The 19,478-nt window shown below is 70.7% G+C and carries 18 protein-coding genes; 5 read left to right on the top strand and 13 right to left on the bottom strand.

Going from position 1 to position 19,478, the window contains the following annotated elements; genetic code table 11:
* Positions 1-90 precede the first annotated feature (90 nt).
* Complete coding sequence (serA, locus tag ACZ6S0_RS17965) at positions 91-1,680, bottom strand: phosphoglycerate dehydrogenase (protein ID WP_465918500.1); 1,590 nt, start codon at positions 1,678-1,680, stop codon at positions 91-93.
* A 242-nt stretch (positions 1,681-1,922) separates the two neighbouring features.
* Between serA and ACZ6S0_RS17960 the strand changes: the two genes are divergently transcribed.
* Together ACZ6S0_RS17960 and ACZ6S0_RS17955 are read left to right on the top strand one after the other, a co-directional pair.
* On the top strand, positions 1,923-2,777 hold the full coding sequence (locus tag ACZ6S0_RS17960; RefSeq protein ID WP_465918498.1) for a hypothetical protein: 855 nt from the start codon (positions 1,923-1,925) through the stop codon (positions 2,775-2,777).
* Positions 2,778-2,887: 110 nt separating this feature from the next.
* Positions 2,888-4,249 (top strand): MFS transporter, encoded by a 1,362-nt coding sequence (locus ACZ6S0_RS17955; protein ID WP_465918496.1) that lies wholly within the window; start codon positions 2,888-2,890, stop codon positions 4,247-4,249.
* Here ACZ6S0_RS17955 and ACZ6S0_RS17950 read toward each other — a convergent pair.
* Together ACZ6S0_RS17950 and ACZ6S0_RS17945 are read right to left on the bottom strand one after the other, a co-directional pair.
* Entirely contained in the window at positions 4,209-6,770 is a 2,562-nt protein-coding gene (locus ACZ6S0_RS17950; RefSeq protein WP_465918493.1) for an FtsX-like permease family protein, read from the bottom strand. The genes ACZ6S0_RS17955 and ACZ6S0_RS17950 overlap by 41 nt on opposite strands.
* Positions 6,767-7,447 (bottom strand): ABC transporter ATP-binding protein, encoded by a 681-nt coding sequence (locus ACZ6S0_RS17945; protein WP_465918491.1) that lies wholly within the window; start codon positions 7,445-7,447, stop codon positions 6,767-6,769. Before ACZ6S0_RS17945 ends, ACZ6S0_RS17950 begins: the two co-directional genes overlap by 4 nt.
* Positions 7,448-7,618: 171 nt before the next feature.
* Here ACZ6S0_RS17945 and ACZ6S0_RS17940 point away from each other — a divergent pair, with 171 nt between their 5' ends.
* The 3 genes from ACZ6S0_RS17940 (at position 7,619) to ACZ6S0_RS17930 (ending at position 10,885) form a co-directional block, all read left to right on the top strand.
* Entirely contained in the window at positions 7,619-8,170 is a 552-nt protein-coding gene (locus ACZ6S0_RS17940; protein ID WP_465918490.1) for an FHA domain-containing protein, read from the top strand.
* 99 nt (positions 8,171-8,269) lie between these two features.
* The gene (gene dacB, locus ACZ6S0_RS17935) at positions 8,270-9,817 is read left to right on the top strand and encodes a D-alanyl-D-alanine carboxypeptidase/D-alanyl-D-alanine endopeptidase (RefSeq protein ID WP_465918489.1); all 1,548 of its coding nucleotides are present in this window, start codon (positions 8,270-8,272) and stop codon (positions 9,815-9,817) included.
* A gap of 231 nt (positions 9,818-10,048) precedes the next feature.
* On the top strand, positions 10,049-10,885 hold the full coding sequence (locus tag ACZ6S0_RS17930) for a CAP domain-containing protein (RefSeq protein WP_465918488.1): 837 nt from the start codon (positions 10,049-10,051) through the stop codon (positions 10,883-10,885).
* 116 nt (positions 10,886-11,001) lie between these two features.
* Here the strand turns inward: ACZ6S0_RS17930 and ACZ6S0_RS17925 are convergent, their stop codons facing one another.
* The 10 genes from ACZ6S0_RS17925 to ACZ6S0_RS17880 form a co-directional block, all read right to left on the bottom strand.
* Positions 11,002-11,904 carry a hypothetical protein gene (locus ACZ6S0_RS17925; RefSeq protein WP_465918485.1) on the bottom strand — a complete coding sequence of 301 codons (903 nt, stop codon included), beginning with the start codon at positions 11,902-11,904 and terminating at the stop codon, positions 11,002-11,004.
* Positions 11,905-12,015: 111 nt separating this feature from the next.
* Positions 12,016-12,264 (bottom strand): hypothetical protein, encoded by a 249-nt coding sequence (locus ACZ6S0_RS17920; protein WP_344882374.1) that lies wholly within the window; start codon positions 12,262-12,264, stop codon positions 12,016-12,018.
* Between the two features lie 281 nt (positions 12,265-12,545).
* Positions 12,546-13,313, bottom strand: a complete 768-nt coding sequence (gene map, locus ACZ6S0_RS17915) for a type I methionyl aminopeptidase (RefSeq protein WP_465918479.1) — start codon at positions 13,311-13,313, stop codon at positions 12,546-12,548.
* An 85-nt stretch (positions 13,314-13,398) separates the two neighbouring features.
* Positions 13,399-14,382 (bottom strand): NAD(P)-dependent alcohol dehydrogenase, encoded by a 984-nt coding sequence (locus ACZ6S0_RS17910; protein WP_465918474.1) that lies wholly within the window; start codon positions 14,380-14,382, stop codon positions 13,399-13,401.
* A gap of 87 nt (positions 14,383-14,469) precedes the next feature.
* Positions 14,470-15,051, bottom strand: a complete 582-nt coding sequence (locus tag ACZ6S0_RS17905) for a PadR family transcriptional regulator (protein ID WP_465918470.1) — start codon at positions 15,049-15,051, stop codon at positions 14,470-14,472.
* A gap of 101 nt (positions 15,052-15,152) precedes the next feature.
* A complete protein-coding gene (locus ACZ6S0_RS17900) occupies positions 15,153-15,476 on the bottom strand; it encodes a hypothetical protein (RefSeq protein WP_465918466.1) in 324 nt (107 codons plus the stop codon).
* Positions 15,477-15,491: 15 nt separating this feature from the next.
* Positions 15,492-15,854, bottom strand: a complete 363-nt coding sequence (locus ACZ6S0_RS17895) for a hypothetical protein (protein ID WP_465918463.1) — start codon at positions 15,852-15,854, stop codon at positions 15,492-15,494.
* A gap of 234 nt (positions 15,855-16,088) precedes the next feature.
* Complete coding sequence (ilvC, locus tag ACZ6S0_RS17890) at positions 16,089-17,072, bottom strand: ketol-acid reductoisomerase (protein ID WP_465919293.1); 984 nt, start codon at positions 17,070-17,072, stop codon at positions 16,089-16,091.
* 23 nt (positions 17,073-17,095) lie between these two features.
* Positions 17,096-17,620 (bottom strand): acetolactate synthase small subunit, encoded by a 525-nt coding sequence (gene ilvN / locus ACZ6S0_RS17885; RefSeq protein ID WP_344882356.1) that lies wholly within the window; start codon positions 17,618-17,620, stop codon positions 17,096-17,098.
* Positions 17,613-19,352 (bottom strand): acetolactate synthase large subunit, encoded by a 1,740-nt coding sequence (locus ACZ6S0_RS17880; protein ID WP_465918456.1) that lies wholly within the window; start codon positions 19,350-19,352, stop codon positions 17,613-17,615. The genes ilvN and ACZ6S0_RS17880 overlap by 8 nt, the downstream gene beginning before the upstream one ends.
* Between the last annotated feature and the right edge of the window lie 126 nt (positions 19,353-19,478).

The following is a 19,478-nucleotide window of genomic DNA, read 5'->3' as shown; positions in this document are numbered from 1 at the left end:
TGGATGTCCTAGTATCTCGCATGCTGAGACGCCGAAAGGGCCGCCACCCGGGATCGGGTGACGGCCCTGACAGGACGGAAGAGCAGGAGGTCAGTCCTCCAGGTCCACCGAGCGGCCGCTCTCGGCGCCGATCTCGGTCACGATCTGCTCGACGATGTCGGCGGGGATCGCGGAGTCGACGGTCAGCGCGATGAGCGCCTTGCCGCCCTTGACGTCCCGGGCCACCTGCATCGACGCGATGTTGATGCCGTGCTCCCCGAGCAGCCGGCCGACCACGCCGACGATGCCGGGACGGTCGGTGTAGGTGAGGAAGCACAGGTGGGCCGTCGGCTCGATCTCCATCTCGTAGCCGTTGACCTCGACGATCTTCGTGATCTGGCGGGGCCCGGAGAGCGTGCCGGACACCGAGACCGTACGCCCGTCGGCGAGCACGCCGCGCACGGTCACCACGTTGCGCCAGTCGGGGCTCTCGGAGCTGGTCACCAGCTCGACCGTGATGCCGCGGTCCTTGGCCAGCAGCGGCGCGTTGACGTAGGTGACCTGCTCCTCCACCACGTCGGCGAACACGCCCTTGAGCGCGGCCAGCTCGATCACCCGTACGTCCTGGGCGGCGATCTCACCGCGCACCTCGACGTCGAGCTTGGTGGCCACCTCGCCGGCCAGCGCGGTGAAGACCCGGCCGAGCTTCTCGGCCAGCGGCAGGCCCGGCTTGACGTCCTCGGCCACGGCGCCGCCCTCGACGTTGACCGCGTCGGGCACGAACTCGCCCGCCAGCGCCAGCTTCACGCTCCGCGCGACCTGGGTGCCGGCCTTCTCCTGGGCCTCGTGCGTGGAGGCGCCCAGGTGCGGCGTGACGACGACCTGGTCCAGCTCGAACAGCGGGCTGTCGGTGCACGGCTCCTTGGAGAACACGTCGAGGCCGGCTCCCGCGACCCGGCCCTCCTTGATCGCCGCATACAGGGCGCCCTCGTCGACGATGCCGCCGCGGGCGACGTTGACGATGCGCACGCTCGGCTTGACCTGGTGCAGCTCCCTGTCGCCGATGAGCCCGATCGTCTCCTTGGACTTGGGCAGGTGCACGGTGATGAAGTCGGCCTGCTTGAGCACCTCTTCGAGGGCGAGCAGCTTGACGCCCATCTGCGCGGCGCGGGCCGGCGGCAGGTAGGGGTCGTACGCGATCAGCTCGACGCCGAACGGCGCCAGCCGCTGGGCCACGAGCTGGCCGATCTTGCCCAGGCCGAGGATGCCGATGACCTTCTCGTCCAGCTCGACACCGGTGTACTTGGAACGCTTCCACTCGCCGTTCTTCAGCGCGGCGTGCGCCTGGGCCGTGTTGCGCGCGCTGGCCAGGATGAGGGCGATGGTCTGCTCGGCGGCGCTGGTGATGTTGGAGGTCGGCGCGTTGACGACCATGACACCGGCCTTGGTGGCCGCGTCGACGTCGACGTTGTCGAGGCCGACGCCGGCGCGGGCGACGACGCGCAGCTTGGGCGCCGCGGCGATGGCCTCGGCGTCGACCTGCGTGGCCGAGCGGACGATCAGCGCGTCCACACCGGCGAGTGCGGGCAGGAACTGGGAACGGTCTGCGCCGTCGGTGTGGCGGACCTCGAAATCAGCGCCGAGTACGGCGAGGCCAGCCTCGGACAGCTCCTCTGCGACCAGAACGACGGGCTTGTTCACTGGTGTGGATCCTTATTGGGCACGGCGGGCATGGGGGGACACGTCCACGGATCCCCCCGGCGGTCCCACAGAGTCTATCCACCGCTTGTGAACGCGTTCACGAGAGACCCACGAAGTGAGACGAGGATCGCGGTACCCACCGCGCCACAAAGTCATCCACGTAGGGCCCATCTTTGTCTTGATCGGGAGATTTATTCACCATTAGCCTGATAAGCCGTGGCCGACTACCTATGGTTCGTCCTATGAGCATCGGGAATCCTGCGCTTGCCGACGTGCTCGCTCAGCATGGCACTCCGCACCGCCTGCTGAGCGCACTTGCCGACGGTGGAGTCCTGGTGGCAGTGCGAACAGATCGTTCCGTCGTCCTGGGCACGACCCAGGTCGGCGACCGTGTCCTGCTCGGGTACACCAGCCCCGCCACCTACGCCAGGCACCGTGGCACTCATTCCCTCTCAGCGTGCGACGCCGACACCATCCTGGACATCCAGCGGGTCACCGGGGTACGCGAGATCGTGATCGACGCGGCCGGACCGGCCGCCGCGGCCGTGCCCATCGAGGATCTGCAGCGTTTCCTCACCGCGTCGCGGACGGGGCCGACGCCCGTGCTGTCGGGGGCGGCTCCCGCCGCCTACGCCACGGGCGCCATGGCCACCGTGTCGCGCGGCGCCGCGCTGGCCCAGGTGGCGCCGCCCACCCCGCAGGCCCCCTCGCTGCCGTGGGTGCCCGCGCCCCGGCCGCACCTGTCGGGGCCCATGCAGCAGGTGGACCCGGGATACCGGCGTTGCGCGCACCCGATCCTGCCCGCGCTGCGGCAGGCGATCGCGTACCTGCTCATGGATTTCCCGCTGGTGCACCACGTCTGGATCTCCGAGGCCCGTACGGCGTCGGGGGCCACGGGGATCATGCTGCACGTGAAGGTGCACATGTCCGCCGCCGAGGACGTCGTACGCGACCTGCACCGCCTGGTACGCGCCCGGCTGCCGCAGTTCGCCGCCTCGGGGGCGCCGATCCTCATGGCCAGGGTCGCCGACGCGCGCAGCGAACGCCGGATGATCGAGATCGGCGCGCACGTGGTGTGCGCCGACGTGAGCGACTAGCCGACATCAGCGACTGAGGGCGGCGGCGTCGGCCCGGGACGGCGGCTTGAGGGGGGCCCGCGAAAAGTGGGCCCTCCCGAACAAGCTCTCGCTCGGCTTCAATGATGGGCATGATCACACCGGCGGTGAGCGTGACCACCGTCCCGAAGGGCGTGCGCCTCGGCTATGGGGTGGGCTCGTTCTGCACGGCCACCGTCAACGCCGTGCCCGGCCTGCTCCTGCTGTTCTACATGACGAACTTCCTGGCCGTGCCCGCGTGGCTGGCGGGCGTGGTGGTGACCGCGCCCAAGGTCTGGGACCTGGTCGTCAACCCGCTGGTCGGCCGCTGGTCGGACCGGACCGTCTCGCGCTGGGGGCCGCGCCGCCCGTGGCTGCTGGCCGGGGCGTGCACGCTGCCGGTCGCGTTCTTCCTGGTCTTCGCGGGGCCGCCGCTGACCGGGGTGCCGGCCGCCCTGTACGTGGCGCTCTGCTTCCTGGCCACGGCGACGGCGTACGCGTTGTTCGAGGTGCCGTACAAGGCGATGCCCGGCGAGATGACGCACGACTACCACGAGCGTACGTCGCTGCTGCAGTGGCGGATGGTGTTCATCGGCGCGGCCACCGCCATCAGCGGCGTGCTCGCCCCGGCCATCGCCAACGGCGGCGGCGAGCACGGCACGCTGGACAGCTACCGGCTGATGGCGCTCACCATCGCGGTCATCATGCTCGTCGCCATGCTCGGCTCGTTCTTCGGCACCGCCCGCGCCCCCATGACCGGCGCTCCCGAGGCGGATCGCGGCGGGTGGCGCGAGCAGTTCGCCGCGATCAAGGGGAACTCGGCGTTCCTGTGGCTGACGGTGCTGGCCTGCACGCAGATGCTGGCCGTCAGCATGATGCTGGCCGCGGCGCCCTACTTCGCGACGTACACGCTCGGCTCGTCCGGGGCCACGCAGACGCTCTTCGCCGCGCTGGTCGGCCCCATGCTGCTGACGATGCCGCTGTGGGTGCGGCTGACCAGGCGTCTCGACAAGCGCGGCGCGATGATCCTGGCCACGGCGCTGCTCGGCGGCGGCACGACGGCCGCCATGGCCACGCCGCTGTTCGGCCCGCTGTGGGCGCACGGCACGATCCTGCTGGTGGGCGTGGGATACGCGGGCGTACAGCTCCTGCAGTTCTCGATGCTCGCGGACGTGATCGCGGCGGACGCGGCCAAGACGGGCAAGCGGCGCGCGGGCGTGCTGACCGGCCTGTGGACGGCCATCGAGAGCGGGGTCAGCTCGTTCGGCGCGCTGATCTTCGGGGTGATCCTGTCGATCGGCGGCTTCATCGAGTCGGAGCCGAGCCGGCCGGTCCAGCAGCCGGACAGCGCGGTGACCGCGGTCCTCATCGGGCAGACCACGGTCCCCGCGCTGATCATCTTCGCGTCGGTGCTGATGACGCTCAAGTACAGGCTCAGGCCACCCGCCGGACCGGTGCCGTCCGCGTCCGAGTGAACAGCCCCGCGAGCAGGGCCGCCAGCAGCGGCAGGCCCACCACCACGGCCACGGACGTCCATGGCACCCCGGCCCCCGCCCCGCCGCTCGCCCCCCGTAAACCGCGCAGCGGCTCGGACAGCGCGTACCCGGCGACCGCGCCGCCCGCGAGGCCCATGAAGGCCCCGAGCCCCGCGACGTAACCGGCCTGCGCCGCCACCACCAGCCTGCGGGTGAGCGGGCGTCCGCCCACGGCCGACAGGGTGTCGAGGTCGCGGCGCATGTCGGCGACGGCGAGCCCGGTGGCGGCGAACGTACCGCCGAGCACCAGAACCAGGGCCCCCGCCAGAGTCGCGTTCATGACGAGAAGCAGACTGCCGTAGCTGTCCTCGGGGTCGACCAGCCAGGCTCGGGCGGGGCGGGCCACCGCCTGCAGGTCCCGTTCGAAACGCCGCACGTCGGCCGGGGCGTGCGAGGCGTAGATCCACCGCTCGGCCGTCCTCAACCCGGCCCCGGCCAGCACCGAGGCGGGCAGGACCGCACCGCCCTGGTGGGGCTGGGCGCCCTGGGCCACCACGGCGGGCACGCGGAACGTGGCCACGCTGTCGCTCTTCTCCAGGCCGGACACTCGCACCTGGACCGTGCCGTCCCTGACCAGCCGGGAGTCGAAGACCACGGCCCTGCCCTCGGCGAGCGCCGCCTGCGCCCGCGGGTCCCGCCTGCCCTGGAAGTGGGCGAGCAGCCGGGAGTCGCCGACGGCCGCCTCGTAGGGGAACACCCCGAAGTGCGTGCAGCCGTCAGAGCACGGCTCCTCTCCCCGAGAGACGGTGGCGACCAGGCTCCGCCCTTTGTCGTCCACGGCCTCCAGCCCGGTGACCAGGCTCACTCCAGGAAGCCTCTCCTGGGCCACCGCCCGTACGTTCGACCAGGCCCGGTCGTCGATGTCGGGGGCGTGCGCGATCAACGTGCCGTCGGGGACCTCGGTCCGGTTGTTGTCCAGGTGCATGACGTACATGCTGTTGAAGGCGATGCCGACGGTGACCGCGCCCATGGTGGCCGCCATGACGGCCGCCACCGCCGAGGTCGTACGGATGCCATGGCGGGCGCCGTCGCGGACCGACAGACGCGCCGGCAGCGGCAGTCGCGCGGCCAGCCCGCCGGTACGGCGTACGATCCAGGGCGTCAGCGCGATCATCCCGAACAGCACCACCGTGGCCGAGGCCACCACCACCAGGGCGTCCCTGGCTCCCAGGGTGAGCATCGCGACCACCCCCAGCACCACGAGCACGAGCCCGAGCACGGGCCAGAGGATCTGAGCGCCCGCGCGGTCGCGGATCTCGGCGGGCCGGTCGGCGAGCACCTGGGCGGGGTGCTGCCGGGCCGCCCGCACGGCCGGGGCCACGGCCGCCACCACCGCGCTGAGCAACCCGAGCGCGACGACGGCCAGCACCTCGGCCCACGGCACCTCCGAACTGCTCGTCCGATCCAGCAGCCGGGCCAGCACCCGCTCCACCACCAGCCCCGCGCCGACGCCCAGAGCGCCTCCGGTCAGGGCCGCCACGCCGCCGAGCACCAGCCCGTCGGCCAGCACGATCGTGCGTAGGTGAGCGGGCGAACCGCCCTGGGCGGCGATCGTGGCCAGCTCTCTGCCCCGCCGCCGCAACCCCACGGCGAACGCGGGCCCGGCCAGCAGGACCGTCTCCGTGACGACGAGCAGCACGCCGATAGCCGTCCAGCGCCACTGTTGTTCGGAGCCGGGGAGGAGGTCGTGCGCCTCCATGCGCGGGTCGTCGATCACGGCGCGGGAGGCCACGCGCAGGCCGGCCTGGTTCAGCCGGCGCACTTCCTCCCAGGTGACCGGGGCCGGGGTGTCGACGAGCCAGCCGGAGCCCTGCGGGTCGGTCTTGTCCGGCAGCACCGAGCTGTACAGGCCCGCCACCTCCTGGATGCCGGGCCTGGCCGGGTGCTCGACGACGCCCACCACGCGCTTCGGCGCGGCGCGACGGGTCACCTCGATCGTGCCGCCCACGCGTACGCCCCGGTCGAGCAGCGCGGGCGTGACCACGACCTCCTGGAGCGTGGCGGGGAGCCTGCCCTCGGCGAGCGTCCTCAGACCCGTGGCGAGCGGGTCGCGCAGGTCGACCTCCAGCAGTTCCACGCGGTCGTAGCCGTCGGAGAGGCGGACCTCGGTGGACCAGGCGTAGAACGGCAGCAGCCGGCCGCCGGTCAGCGCGGCGACCTCGGAGGTCGGCCACAGTCCTGCGGGCGGCGCGTCGCTCGTGCCCTGCTGTCCGGACCTGCCCGCGGGGTCCTGTGCGACCGGGAGCCGGAGCGACTGGGTGTAGACGGCCGCGTCGGCCACCGACCCGAGGCGGTGCGGCACCTCCTCGCGTGGCGACAGATCCGTGCTGACGATCTGTGTGAGCACGGCCGAGATGACCAGGACCGGCAGGCCGATCATCACCATGATCAGGGCGCTGCGGCCCTTGAAGCGGAGGGCGTCCCTGCGGGAGATGCGCAGGGCGGCGCGCAGCGCGCTCATCTGGCGCTCTCCAGCCGTACGGAGCCCGCCTCCGCGATCAGCCCGTCGCGCAGGTAGACCACGCGGTCGGCCCAGGCGGCGTAGCGGGGCTCGTGGGTCACGAGCAGCACGGCCGCGCCCGCGTCACCTCGGGCGCGCAGGAGTCGCAGGATCTCGTCGCCGGTGGCGGTGTCGAGCGCGCCGGTCGGCTCGTCGGCCAGCAGCAGCCGCCGCTCGCCCACCAGCGCCCTGGCGATGGCCACGCGCTGGCGCTGCCCGCCCGACAGCTCCTCGGGGAGTCGGCCCGCGACCTCCGCCGCGCCCACCTCCGCCAGGACGGCCAGCGCCTCCGCGCGGGCCCGCCGGGCGCGTACGCCGTGCAGTTCCCTGGGCAGCATCACGTTCTCGGCGGCGGTCAGGGACGGGATGAGGTTCAGGTCCTGGAAGACGTACCCGACGCTGGTGCGCCTGAGCGCGGCCAGGTCCCGCACCCCGGCGAGGTCCTCGCCCTCGATCGTCACGCTGCCCGAGGTGGGCCGGTCGAGGCCGCCCGCCAGGTTGAGCAGGGTGGACTTGCCCGAGCCCGAGGGGCCCATGACCGCGACCAGTTCGCCCGCCGCGACCTCCAGGCTCACGCCCCGCAGCGCGTGCGCCCGGCCGTGCTCGCGGGTGACCTCCCGCAGCTCCACCACTGTCATCGGATCTTCTCCTCGGAGACGGCCCTGCGGCCGGGCCGCGATCCGGCGCTCGGCAACGCGGGTGGCCCGATACTGATCACCATGAATACGGAGTATGCATACCGAGTATGTCTATCGCAACTGATCCGCGTATTCTGGACACGGGCCGAGGTTCAGGCCGATACTCGCTACATGAGCTCCACGCTTCCGCCCTTTCGTGCCTCAGACGGGGAACGCGACCGCGCGATCGACGAGCTCAGGGACCGCGCCGTGGAGGGCCGGATCTCCCATGACACCTTCGTCGGCCGGGTGGACCAGGCGCTGCGCGCCCGCAACCAGGACGAACTCGACGAACTCGTGGCCGACCTGCCGCGACGGGCGACGTTCCGGCAGCGGGTGGCCGACGCCGTCTCCTCGGTGTCGGAGTTCACCACCAAGCTCCAGTCGGCCTGGCGGCGTCCGCGGCTGCCGGGCCTCGCGCTGCCCCACGACGACCGGCTGCGTTACGTGGTGGGCCGCGGGTCGGCCTGCGACCTCGTCCTGTCCGACCTGACGGTCTCCCGGGTGCACGCCGAGCTGCGCCGCGAGGGCGACGGCGGGTGGATGCTGGTCGATCTCGGCTCGCTCAACGGCACCCGGCTCAACGGGTGGCGGCTGGTGGGGCCGGCGCGGGTGAAGTCGGGCGACGAGATCTCGTTCGGCGACTGCGGGTTCCTGGTGACGTCGCAGCAGCCGTCGTCCTGACGAACCCCTCAATAGCCGATAAATACGGATATTTGCGGATTACAGGCTGACTGTGCTGATCCATGCTCTCATGCGATCCCCCAGTCACTTGGAGACCCCATGCGGCGCACCTCAGCCTCCCTCGTCGCGGGCGCGCTCGTCGCGGCCCTCGCGTGGGCGTCCGGACCCTCCAGCCCCGCCGTCGCGCTCGACCCCTCCACCGGCGTGGCCGACCTGACCCAGGACCTCAACCAGATCCTCAGCGACTCGCGCCTCACCATCGCCCGCGCGGGCGTCGTGGTCAAGAGCGCCACGACCGGCGAGCAACTGTACGCCACCGACGCCGGCAAGCTCCTCATCCCCGCCTCCAACACCAAGCTGTTCACCTCGGCCGCGGCGGCGGAGACGCTCGGCCTCGACTACCGCTTCCCCACCACCGTGCTGAACACCGGCCGCAGGGCGGGCTCGGCGCTGACCGGAGACCTGGTGCTGCGCGGCACCGGCGACCCCACCATGCTGGCCGAGGACTACGACGCGCTGGCCGCCGAGGTCGCCGCCGCGGGCATCAAGGTCGTGACCGGCAAACTGGTGGCGGACGACACGTGGTTCGACACGCAGCGGCTCGGCAACGACTGGGCCTGGGACGACGAGACCGCCTATTACGCGGCGCCGATCTCCGCCCTGACCGCCTCCCCCGACCGGGACTACGACGCCGGCTCGGTGGTCGTCGCCGTGTCGGCCGACGGGGACGCGGTCAAGGTGTCCACCACCCCCGCGACCGACTACCTGAAGATCGTCAACAAGGCCACCGTGGGCTCCGAGACCGACGTGCTCATCGAGCGGCAGCACGGCACGCGTACGGTGGTGATCACCGGCACGGTGGCGGGGCCGTACCAGGAGTGGGTGGCCGTGGACGACCCCACCGCGTACGTCTCGTCGCTGTTCCGCAAGGCGCTGGACAGGCACGGCGTCAAGGTGCTCGGGCCGACCGTCGTCGGCGCGACGCCGGCGGGCGCCAAGGAGCTGGCCGAGCACGAGTCGATGACGCTGGGCGAGCTGCTGGTGCCGTTCATGAAGCTGAGCAACAACATCCACGCCGAGATCCTCACCAAGGCCATGGGACGCAAGGTCGCGAACCAGGGCACGTGGGCGGCCGGTCTCAAGGTCAGCACCGACTTCGCCAGGGCGAACGGCGTGCAGGTGCTCAACCTGCGGGACGGCTCGGGGCTCTCGCGGCGCGACGGGTTCTCGCCGGGCTCGATCGTGCAGCTCCTGTCGGCCGTACGCGGCAAGCCGTGGTTCCCGACCTGGTACAAGTCCCTGCCCATCGCGGGCAACGCCGACCGGTTCACCGGCGGCACGCTGCGCAGCCGCATGCGCGGCACTCCGGCGGCGGACAACGTGCACGCCAAGACGGGCTCGCTGACCGGGGTCACGTCGCTGTCCGGCTACGTCACGAGCACCGACGGTGAGCCGCTGATCTTCTCGATCATGCTCAACCAGTATCTGTCGTCCTCGCCGAAAGACATCGAGGACAAGATCGCCGTACGCCTCGCCCAGTTCTCCCGTACGGCGGCCGCGGGCGACACCGCCCAGCTCCGCGCCACGGACGGCGCACCGGGCGGCGGCGACCTGGAGTGCTCATGGCTCAAGCCCGCCCAATGCTGACGACCCACTGCTGACGACCACATAGATGGTCAAGTGCTGACGAGACGCTGAACGGTCCAGCGGCCCCCTGACGCCCAGGGGGCCGCTATGGTTTACCGGGTCCAGAGCGGCTTGCATTACGGTTCGGCCACTTGGAGCTCCAAGTTCGGCCCTCAATTTCCGGACAAAGCCGACTTCAGGCGACCAGAATGCGGGTTCGACGCATTGTCGAGCCTCAATCGGAGGACCAGAATGCGCAGACAGCTCCAGGCGATCGCCTGCCTCGGGAGTCTCGCGGCATGCAGCTCGCCCGCGCCCGTCGCGGCCTCCGGCGAGCCGACCACCGCCAGCCCGACCGCCGCCCGTCCCACCACCGCCCGTCCCGCCGCCCGTCCCGCCGCCGCCCAGGCGTGCCGCGTGCTCGCGCTCAAGCCGTACGTCTCCCAGGGCAAGATCCGCGGCACCGTGGCCCGAGCGGGCTGCGCCGACCAGGCTCGCCTCCGCGTCCGCATCCAGGTCGCCGTGCCGGGCGACGACCAGGTCGTCAAGAGCGGCTCCAAGCTCGTCGGCAACGCCCGCATCACCGCGAACGCCGACTGCACCGCCACCTCGCGCCGCTACTACGTGGTCGCCCTCGACTCGCAGGGCCGCGAGGACCAGTCGGGCTCGGCGAACCTGTCGTGCGCTCGCACGGCCTCGAGCGCCGGCTTCGCCTCGGCCGCCGAGACGGCGGTCGTCAGGCTCACCAACGAGGCCAGGGCCAGGCAGGGCTGCCGCCCTCTCATCCACGACGCCAGGCTGCACCTCGCCGCCGAGCGCCACTCGGCCGACATGGCACGCAACGACTACTTCTCGCACGACTCGCGCGACGGCCGCACGTTCGCCCAGCGCATCAGGACGGCCGGCTTCGTCTTCAGCCGGGCCGCCGAGAACATCGCCGACGGCCATCCCAGCGCCGCCGCCGTCGTCCGCGGCTGGCTCAACAGCCCCGGTCACCGGGCCAACATCATGAACTGCTCCTACACCCACATCGGGGTCGGTCACGACGCCGAGGGCCGGGTCTGGACGCAGGACTTCGCCGCCCGCTGAGACACGCTCACACGCTCCCCTCCGAGCGGACCCGGCCGCGCCTCCCCCCGCACAGGACCGCGGCCGGGTCCGCACCTCTCATCCCGCCACCGATCATCCCGCCACCGACGGGGCGGTCAGCGGCCGAGCGCGGCGCGCAGCCCGTCGTAGCCGGGGGCGAGCCGGCGCAGCCCCGCCGCCACGGCCGCGTCGTCGCCCGTGACCAGCGGATGTTGCAGCCCGCCGAGCACGCGGGCCTGCCGGGCGGCGGCGGCCGCGGCCTCCTTGAGCCCGAGGCTCTCCAGGCACATGGCCGCGTCGGCCGCCCGCCGGGCGCCCACCCGCACGCCGAAGTGCACGAGCAACCCGCGCACCCCGTCGTCCAGTCCGCCCTCCACCAGTTCGGCCAGGCGCGACGCCGCCGCGGCACCGCCCAGGGTGCCCGGGGGCACCGGCAGATCGTCGCGGCCCGCCAGCCACCGGACGGCGCCCGGCAGCGAGGCGCGCAACGCCTCCGGCACGGAGGTCTCCCGGACCCGCGCGAACCCGGTTCTCAGCACATAGGACGTGTCGAGGTAGGCCACCGCCTCCCCCCGCCAGGCGGCCAGGAACGCGGCGACGGGCAGCGTGGCGTACGGATGGCCGTGCGGGTCGTGCACCACGACGGTGCCGTCCTCCACCGCGAGCACCACCACGTAGTGGTCACCGCTCACCCCGGACAGGTACGGCAGCAGCGCCATGTCCACCGGTCCGGCCAGCGCAGGGCCGGGAGCGGCGCGCAGCCGGTCGAGCGCCTCCTCCGGCGTGCCGCCGTGAGTGCGCTCGCACTCCCAGCCGAGCAGTTGGACGGCCGCGTCGAGCCCGAGTTCGGGGTCCCAGCCGTAGGGGTCGAAGTACGGCTCCGCGCCCCCGATGAGCTGCATCCCGAACGGCGACCCCGTCAGCGTCTCGATCACCCCGGCGGCCGGGGCGGCCTGGCCGAGCATCATGGCCAGGGAGTTGGCGTAGCAGTACGGTCCTGATCCGATGTAGGCGAACATGGACCCGATGCAAGGCCATGACACGGTGTCAGAGGCAAGTCACCCCGGCGATCGGCCCCGGAACACGGCGAAGGGGCCCGCCCTCAGGGCGGGCCCCTTAGTACGTTCTCGTCAGCCGCTCAGCACGGACTTGAGGAGCTGGTTCAGGAGGTCCAGGTCGAGGATGTCGTTGTCCTCGCCGAAGTTGTTCCACTCGCCGAAGTCCCACTCCTTCTTGTCGTCGTGCCCGTGGTTCGGGCCGGGAAGGATGCGGGCCTGAGCGGACTCGGCCGTGACGCTGGGTGACGCAGCGAGCGCGGAGCCCCCGAACATGACCATCCCGCCGACGAGCCCGGCCAGGACGAGTCCTTGTCTGTACATAGTGTTTCCCCCTGATACCTCTCGACTACTCTCCGTAGCGTTCGGAGGAAGATCTGCCCCCCGCCCAAGTTCGACAAACGCCCACATTTTTGCTCTTGACCTGCTTGAAGACGGCGTCAGGCCAAACAGGTAACGAAGATCGTCCTACTTGACGAGCAGGTGCCAGCGGCTGAAGCCCCGAAGATCCATTCCTGACCACCTCATGACCGAGAGGTGCCCGCAAATCACCGCCCGATATGCGGGTTGATGTACGAAATCGTCACCCTTTGCGAAGGGCGGATCTACGGCAGGGTGAGGATCACCGGGCCGTCCTCGGTGATGGCCACGGTGTGCTCGACGTGCACGCTCCTGCTCCCGTCGCCCGAGCACACCGACCAGCCGTCGGAGTCCATGTAGTAGCGATCGCGCCCGCCGGCCATCAGGCTGGGCTCGATCGCGATCACCAGCCCCGGCCGCAGCCGGATGCCCCGCCCAGGACGGGCCTCGTTGGGCACGAACGGCGACTCGTGCATGGCCCGGCCGATGCCGTGGCCGCCGAAGTCGTTCTGCATGCCGTAGCCCGCGCCGCGACCGACCGTGGACATGGCGTGCCCGATGTCACCCATCCGGCCGTCGGGCCGCGCCGCCTCGATGCCCGCCGCGAGCGTCTCCTCCGCGACCCTGATCAGCTTGAGGTCCTCGGCCCGGGGCTGCCCGACGGTGAAGCTGACGGTGCCGTCGGCGTGCCACCCGTCGACGTACGCGCCGCAGTCCACGCTGATCAGGTCACCGTCGCGCAACCGGTAGGGGGTGGGCAGCCCGTGCAGCATGACCCCGTTCACCGAGGTGCAGATCACCCCCGGGTACGGCATCGCGCCGAACGACGGGTGATAGCCCAGGAACGACGCCCCCGCCCCGGCCTCCGCGATGACCGTCCTGGCCACCTCGTCGAGGCGCTTCAGCGTCACCCCGACGGCCGCCTCCTGCCGCACCGCGGCCTGGACCGCGGCCACGACCTTCCCCGACTCCCGCATGGCGGCGATCTCGCCGGCCGTCTTGATCTCGATCACGATCCCTCCCGCATGCCGATAACTATACCGGTATTATTATCACGGTTCACGGGCCGGTCGAGCCGCCACGGCGTCCCGGCGGATCTCAGCCGGGCTGGACGGCGACGACGACCTTGCCCCTGGCGTGGCCGCGTTCGAGGTAGCCGATGGCCTGGGGAACCTCCTCCAGCGGGTGGACGCGGTCGATGACCGGCGTGAGGTCGCCCGCCTCGATCAGGCCCGCCAGGGCGGCGAGGTCGGCGGCGTTCTCGCGGGTGACGAAGGTGAAGAACCGGTGCCGGACGAACCACGACAGGACGTTCACCGCGATGATGCGGCCCATGGGGCCCACCCAGCGTCCGCCGGAGCCACTGTTGGGGATGAGGACGCCGTCGGGGGTGAGCGCGCGCCTGCAGTCGGACAGCGAGCGGTTGCCCACGTTGTCGAGGATGAGGTGGTAGCGGCGGCCGGTGCGGGTGAAGTCCGCCTTGGTGTGGTCGACGACATGGTCGGCGCCGATCGAGCGCACCAGGTCCACGTTCGCGCTGCCGCAGACGCCGGTCACCTCGGCGCCGTACGCCTTGGCCAGTTGCACCGCGAACGTGCCGATCCCGCCGGCCGCCCCGTTGACCAGCACCCTCTGGCCCGCCCCGACCCGCCCCTTGTCGCGCAGGGCCTGCAGGGCGGTCAGCCCCGAGGTGGGCACGGCCGCCGCCTGCTCGTACGTCAGCCCGGCCGGTTTGGCCGACACCGGGCCGTCGGCGCGGACGGTGACGTATTCGGCGAACGAGCCCGGGGCGCAGCCGTACACCTCGTCGCCGGGCTCGAACCGCGCCACGCCCGCGCCCACGGCCTCGACCGTCCCCGCGAAGTCCGCGCCCAGCCCGTGGGCCTTCGGCCGGGTCGGTCCGGACACCGCCCGCAGGACGTACGGGCTGCCCCGCAGCAGGTGCCAGTCGCCGGGGTTGACCGCCGCAGCGCGCACGCGGACGAGCACCTCGCCGTCACCGGCCGCGGGCCTCGGCACCTCCCGCAACTCGATGACCTCCGGCGGGCCGTAGGCGTGGTAGCGGATGGCCTTCATCGTCATGGTGCCCTCTCTGACACGTGAAAGGAATTTCTGACATATGAAAACCATAGCTCTCCCCAGCCTTCGGCGAGCAGACCGTGACCGGACTCACTCCTCGGCGAGCACTCCGGCGAAAGGGTCGCCGTCCTCGTCGGCGAAGGCGTACGCGCCGCCCTCGATGCGTTCGATCAGCCCCGCCGTCCATTCCGCACCGGACTGCGCCGAGTGCACCCACAGGCGGGTGATCTCCCCGAGGTGCCCCAGCTCCTTCCCCTCGGCCGAGCCCGTGACCGTCTCACGCCAGGCCCGCAGGTTCGCCAGCCGCCGCCGCAACAGGGCGACGACCTCCGCGCGCGGCAGGTCCGCCATGAAACCGAGGCCCGCCGACAGCAGGTCGAGCCGGTCGTGCGCGGTCAGCGCGGCGCGCAGCAGCGCGAAGTACTCGGCCGTGCCCGCCTCGGTGACCTCGTACTCGGTGCGCGGCGGGCCGCCGGCCGTGCTCGGCGCGACGTCGTACGCGTGCAACAGCCCCTGCCTGGCCATCTGCTTCAGCGCGTGGTAGATCGAGCCCGGCTTGGTGTTGGACCACTCGTCCGCTCCCCAGAACTCCAGGTCGTTGCGCACCTGGTAGCCGTGGGCCCGGCCGTGCCGCCGTACCGCGCCCAGGACCAGCAGCCGGATCGCCGACACTTGCCCACCTCGTCTACTCAATTTTGACTAGCTCGGCAGACCACACCGTGGCCGGTTGCCCGCCTACCGACGGGCCGGAGGAGAGATCGGCCGTGGCGTCGTCACTTCCGCCACCAGGCGGGCCAGCAGGTCTTCTTGGCGGTGACCTTCCGCTCGAGGAGGCACTGGGGGCCGTTGGCGTAGTTGGAGCCGCTGTTGGTGTTGGCGGAGTTCACGGAGCCGTTCGCGTTCACGAAGTTGCCGCTGTTCACAGCCCGGCCCTTGGCCAGGTAATTGCCGCTCTTCCACAAATTGCCGCTGTCCTTGGGAAATCCGGCCCGGACAGCGTGCACCGCGGCCCCGGCCGACGCCACCGGCATTCCGGCCGGCACCATCAGGCCGAGGCACGCCGCGACCGTTCCGACGCTTCCCCGCAAGCCGTTCATCGCCGGTCACCGTGCCTAGGAGGAGGACTGAGGACCGTTCGCGAAGTTGCTGCCGTCGATGGTGTTGGAGCTGTTGGTGGAACCGTTGGTGTTCGAGAAGTTACCGCTGTTGATCGGGTGTCCTTCATTGTGGTAGTTCCCGCTGTTGGTGGAGTTTCCGCTGTTGTTCGGGCCGTTGATGCACGTGACCGGGGAGTTGGGCGACGGCGAGTTGTAGGCGATCAGGCGATTGCCGCAGACCACGTTGGGCAGCGTGCTGATCAGGGTGCCGAGGTCCGCGCCGAGCAGCCGGGTGAGCAGAGAACTGCCGCCGGGTGGTGTGGCGGCCGACGCGCCGCTCGGAGCCAGCAATGCGCAGCAGCCGACCGCGGTGACCACAGCAAGCCGTACGAAATTCCTCAACGCGCCCTCGCCATTCTCGCCAGATGATTCACCGAAGATAGCAGCGAGCGATACGCGACAACGGAAAGTGACCGGCGGCGTCGGGAGAACTCAGCGCAAAAACGCGGGGCACGCGGCCGTACGCTCCGGAGCCATGAGCCGGGGACGGGAACTGTCCACGGGAAAAGCCGCGACGGGCGGAGAAAGCCCCCGCCCGTCGCGTTAACCGGATCAGCCCTTGAGCCAGCTCATCATCGGGCGCAGCTTGGCGCCCGTCTTCTCGATCGCGTCCTCGGACAGCTCGGCGCGGTGGCGCTTGAACTCCTTCTGGCCGCCGTCGAACTCCTCGACGAGCTGCTGGGCGAAGGTGCCGTCCTGGATCTCGCCGAGGATCCGGCGCATCTCCTGGCGGGTCTCGTCGGTGATGACGCGCGGGCCGCGGGTGTAGCCGCCGTACTCGGCCGTGTCGGAGACCGACCAGTACATCTTGGAGATGCCGCCCTCGTACATGAGGTCGACGATGAGCTTCATCTCGTGCAGGCACTCGAAGTAGGCGACCTCGGGCTGGTAGCCGGCCTCGATGAGCGTGTCGAAGCCCGCCTTGATCAGCTCGGAGACGCCGCCGCACAGCACGGCCTGCTCGCCGAACAGGTCGGTCTCCGTCTCCTCCTTGAACGTGGTGCGCAGCGCGCCGGCGCGGGTGCCGCCGATGCCCTTGGCGTACGAGAGCGCCAGGTCGAGCGCCTTGCCCGAGGCGTCCTTCTCCACGGCCACCAGACACGGCACGCCGCGCCCGGCCTCGAACTGGCGGCGCACGAGGTGGCCGGGGCCCTTGGGGGCGACCATGCACACGTCGACGCCCTCGGGGGCCTCGATGAGGCCGTAGCGGATGTTCAGGCCGTGGCCGAAGAAGAGCGCGTCGCCCTCGACCAGGTTGGGAGCCACGTGCTCGGCGTACAGGTGGCGCTGGATGTGGTCGGGCGCCAGGATCATCGTGAGGTTGGCCTCTTCGACGGCCTCGGCCGGGGTGAGCACGCGCAGGCCGTCGTTCTCGGCCTTCTCACGGCTCTTGGAGCCCTCGGGCAGGCCGACGCGCACGTCCACGCCGGAGTCACGCAGGGAGAGCGCGTGGGCGTGGCCCTGGCTGCCGTACCCCAGCACGGCCACGTGGCGTCCCTGGATGATCGACAGGTCGGCCTGGTCGTCGTAGTAGATCTCGGTCACGTGCAGAAAACCTTTCAGGCGGTACGGTCCAGTGCCCTGAGGGACCGGTCGGTGATGGAGCGGGCACCGCGGCCGATGGCCACCATGCCCGATTGGACGAGTTCTTTGATCCCGAACGGCTCGAGAACCTTCACGAACGCGTCGAGCTTGTCGGGAGTGCCGGTGACCTCGATGGTCACGGCGTCGGCCGCCACGTCGACGCAGCGGGCGCGGAAGAGCTGGACGAGCTCCAGCACGTGCGAACGGCTCTCGGCGTCGGCCTTGACCTTGATCAGCGTCAGCTCGCGCTGCACGGACTGGGACGGGTCCAGCTCGACGATCTTGAGCACGTTCACCAGCTTGTTGAGCTGCTTGGTGACCTGCTCCAGCGGCAGCTCCTCGACGCTGACCACGATGGTCATGCGGGAGATGTCGTCGTGCTCGGTGGGCCCGACGGCCAGGGAGTCGATGTTGAACCCCCTGCGGCTGAACAGCGCCGACACGCGCGCAAGGACACCCGGCTTGTTCTCGACAAGCACGGACAGCGTGTGTCTACTCATCGTCGTTCTCCCACTTCGGCGCCATGTCACGGGCGATCTTGATGTCGTCGTTGCTGGTGCCGGCCGCGACCATGGGCCAGACCATGGCGTCCTGGTGGACGACGAAGTCGACCACGACGGGCACGTCGTTGATCTCCATGGCCTTCTCGATCACGGCGTCCACGTCTTCAGGACGCTCGCACCGCAGGCCCACACAACCGTAGGCTTCGGCCAGCTTGACGAAGTCCGGGATGCGGCGCGTCGTCTGCAGGTCGGTGTTGGAGTAGCGCTGGTCGTAGAAGAGCGTCTGCCACTGGCGGACCATGCCGAGGTTACCGTTGTTGATCACAGCGATCTTGACCGGCACGCCCTCCAGGGCGCACGTCGCCAGCTCCTGGTTGGTCATCTGGAAGCAGCCGTCGCCATCGACGGCCCACACGGTGGCCTCGGGGCGCCCCATCTTCGCGCCCATCGCGGCCGGGACGGCGAAGCCCATCGTGCCCAGGCCGCCGGAGTTGATGAACGTGCCCGGCCGCTCGTAGCCGATGAACTGGGCGGCCCACATCTGGTGCTGCCCGACCCCGGCCACGTAGTAGGCGTCGGGGCCGGCGATCGCGCTCAGCCGCTCCATGACGTACTGCGGGGCCAGCGAGCCGTCCTCGAACACCTCGTAGCCCAGCGGGTAGGTCTGCTTGTAGCCGTTGAGCACGGTCCACCAGTCGGCGTAGTCGCCCTTCTGGCCGGACGCCTGGATGACGGTGATGAGATCGCCGATGACCTCTTTGCAGTCGCCCACGATCGGCACGTCGGCGTGGCGGTTCTTGGAGATCTCCGCCGGGTCGATGTCGGCGTGCACGATCTTCGCGTGCGGCGCGAACGACGCCAGGTTTCCCGTCACCCGGTCGTCGAACCGCACGCCCAGGCCGATGATCAGGTCGGACTGCTGGAGCGCGCCGACGGCCGCGACGGTGCCGTGCATGCCGGGCATGCCCATGTGCTGGGGATGGCTGTCGGGGAACGTGCCGCGCGCCATCAGGGTGGTGATGACCGGGATGTTGGTCAGCTCGGCCAGTTGCAGCAGCTCGGCCGAGGCGCGGGCCTTGTGGACGCCGCCTCCGACGTACAGGACGGGCCGCCGGGACTCGGCGATCAGCTTGGCGGCCTCGCGGATCTGCTTGGAGTGCGGCCGGGTGACCGGGCGGTAGCCCGGGAGTTGCATGGTGGGCGGCCAACTGAACGTGGTCTCCGACTGCAGCGCGTCCTTCGAGATGTCCACCAGGACCGGCCCAGGACGGCCGGTGGAGGCGATGTGGAACGCCTCCATGATCGTACGGGCGATGTCGGCGGCATCGGTGACCAGGAAGTTGTGCTTCGTGATCGGCATGGTGATACCGGAGATGTCGGCCTCCTGGAAGGCGTCGGTGCCGATCATCGGGGCGGCCACCTGCCCCGTGATCGCCACCATCGGCACGGAGTCCATGAAGGCGTCGGCAATCGGGGTCACCAGGTTGGTGGCGCCGGGGCCGCTGGTCGCCATGCACACCCCGACCCGGCCCGTGGCCTGCGCGTAGCCCTCGGCCGCGTGCCCCGCACCCTGCTCGTGCCGTACGAGCACGTGCCGGACCTTGGTCGAGTCGTAGAGAGGATCGTAGGCCGGCAGAATGGCACCGCCCGGGATCCCGAACACTGTGTCGACTCCAACGTGCTCCAGCGCCCTGACCAGGGCCTGTGCACCTGTCATCCGTTCGGTCATCGGCTCGTTCCTTGCGTGGCTACTCGCTTAAGGACATAAAAAAGGCCCCGTCCCACCGGGCGGCGGGTCTGGGGCGGCGCGCAGGTCGTCGTGCTTCGCTATCGGCCTGCGCGCCGGCGAAGTACT

Source organism: Nonomuraea sp. NPDC051298, assembly GCF_055586305.1.
The sequence above is the reverse complement of the archived record's forward strand: the minus strand, read 5'-3'. Positions and strand labels throughout refer to the sequence as shown.

Excerpts from the sequence above, each read along its gene's own strand:
- ACZ6S0_RS17960 (WP_465918498.1), top strand. The coding sequence starts at position 1,923 with ATGAGCATCGGGAATCCTGCGCTTGCCGACGTGCTCGCTCAGCATGGC.
- ACZ6S0_RS17955 (WP_465918496.1), top strand. The coding sequence starts at position 2,888 with ATGATCACACCGGCGGTGAGCGTGACCACCGTCCCGAAGGGCGTGCGC.
- ACZ6S0_RS17950 (WP_465918493.1), bottom strand. The coding sequence starts at position 6,770 with ATGAGCGCGCTGCGCGCCGCCCTGCGCATCTCCCGCAGGGACGCCCTC.
- ACZ6S0_RS17945 (WP_465918491.1), bottom strand. The coding sequence starts at position 7,447 with ATGACAGTGGTGGAGCTGCGGGAGGTCACCCGCGAGCACGGCCGGGCG.
- ACZ6S0_RS17940 (WP_465918490.1), top strand. The coding sequence starts at position 7,619 with ATGAGCTCCACGCTTCCGCCCTTTCGTGCCTCAGACGGGGAACGCGAC.
- dacB (WP_465918489.1), top strand. The coding sequence starts at position 8,270 with ATGCGGCGCACCTCAGCCTCCCTCGTCGCGGGCGCGCTCGTCGCGGCC.
- ACZ6S0_RS17930 (WP_465918488.1), top strand. The coding sequence starts at position 10,049 with ATGCGCAGACAGCTCCAGGCGATCGCCTGCCTCGGGAGTCTCGCGGCA.
- ACZ6S0_RS17925 (WP_465918485.1), bottom strand. The coding sequence starts at position 11,904 with ATGTTCGCCTACATCGGATCAGGACCGTACTGCTACGCCAACTCCCTG.
- ACZ6S0_RS17920 (WP_344882374.1), bottom strand. The coding sequence starts at position 12,264 with ATGTACAGACAAGGACTCGTCCTGGCCGGGCTCGTCGGCGGGATGGTC.
- ACZ6S0_RS17910 (WP_465918474.1), bottom strand. The coding sequence starts at position 14,382 with ATGACGATGAAGGCCATCCGCTACCACGCCTACGGCCCGCCGGAGGTC.
- ACZ6S0_RS17900 (WP_465918466.1), bottom strand. The coding sequence starts at position 15,476 with ATGAACGGCTTGCGGGGAAGCGTCGGAACGGTCGCGGCGTGCCTCGGC.
- ilvN (WP_344882356.1), bottom strand. The coding sequence starts at position 17,620 with ATGAGTAGACACACGCTGTCCGTGCTTGTCGAGAACAAGCCGGGTGTC.
- ACZ6S0_RS17880 (WP_465918456.1), bottom strand. The coding sequence starts at position 19,352 with ATGACCGAACGGATGACAGGTGCACAGGCCCTGGTCAGGGCGCTGGAG.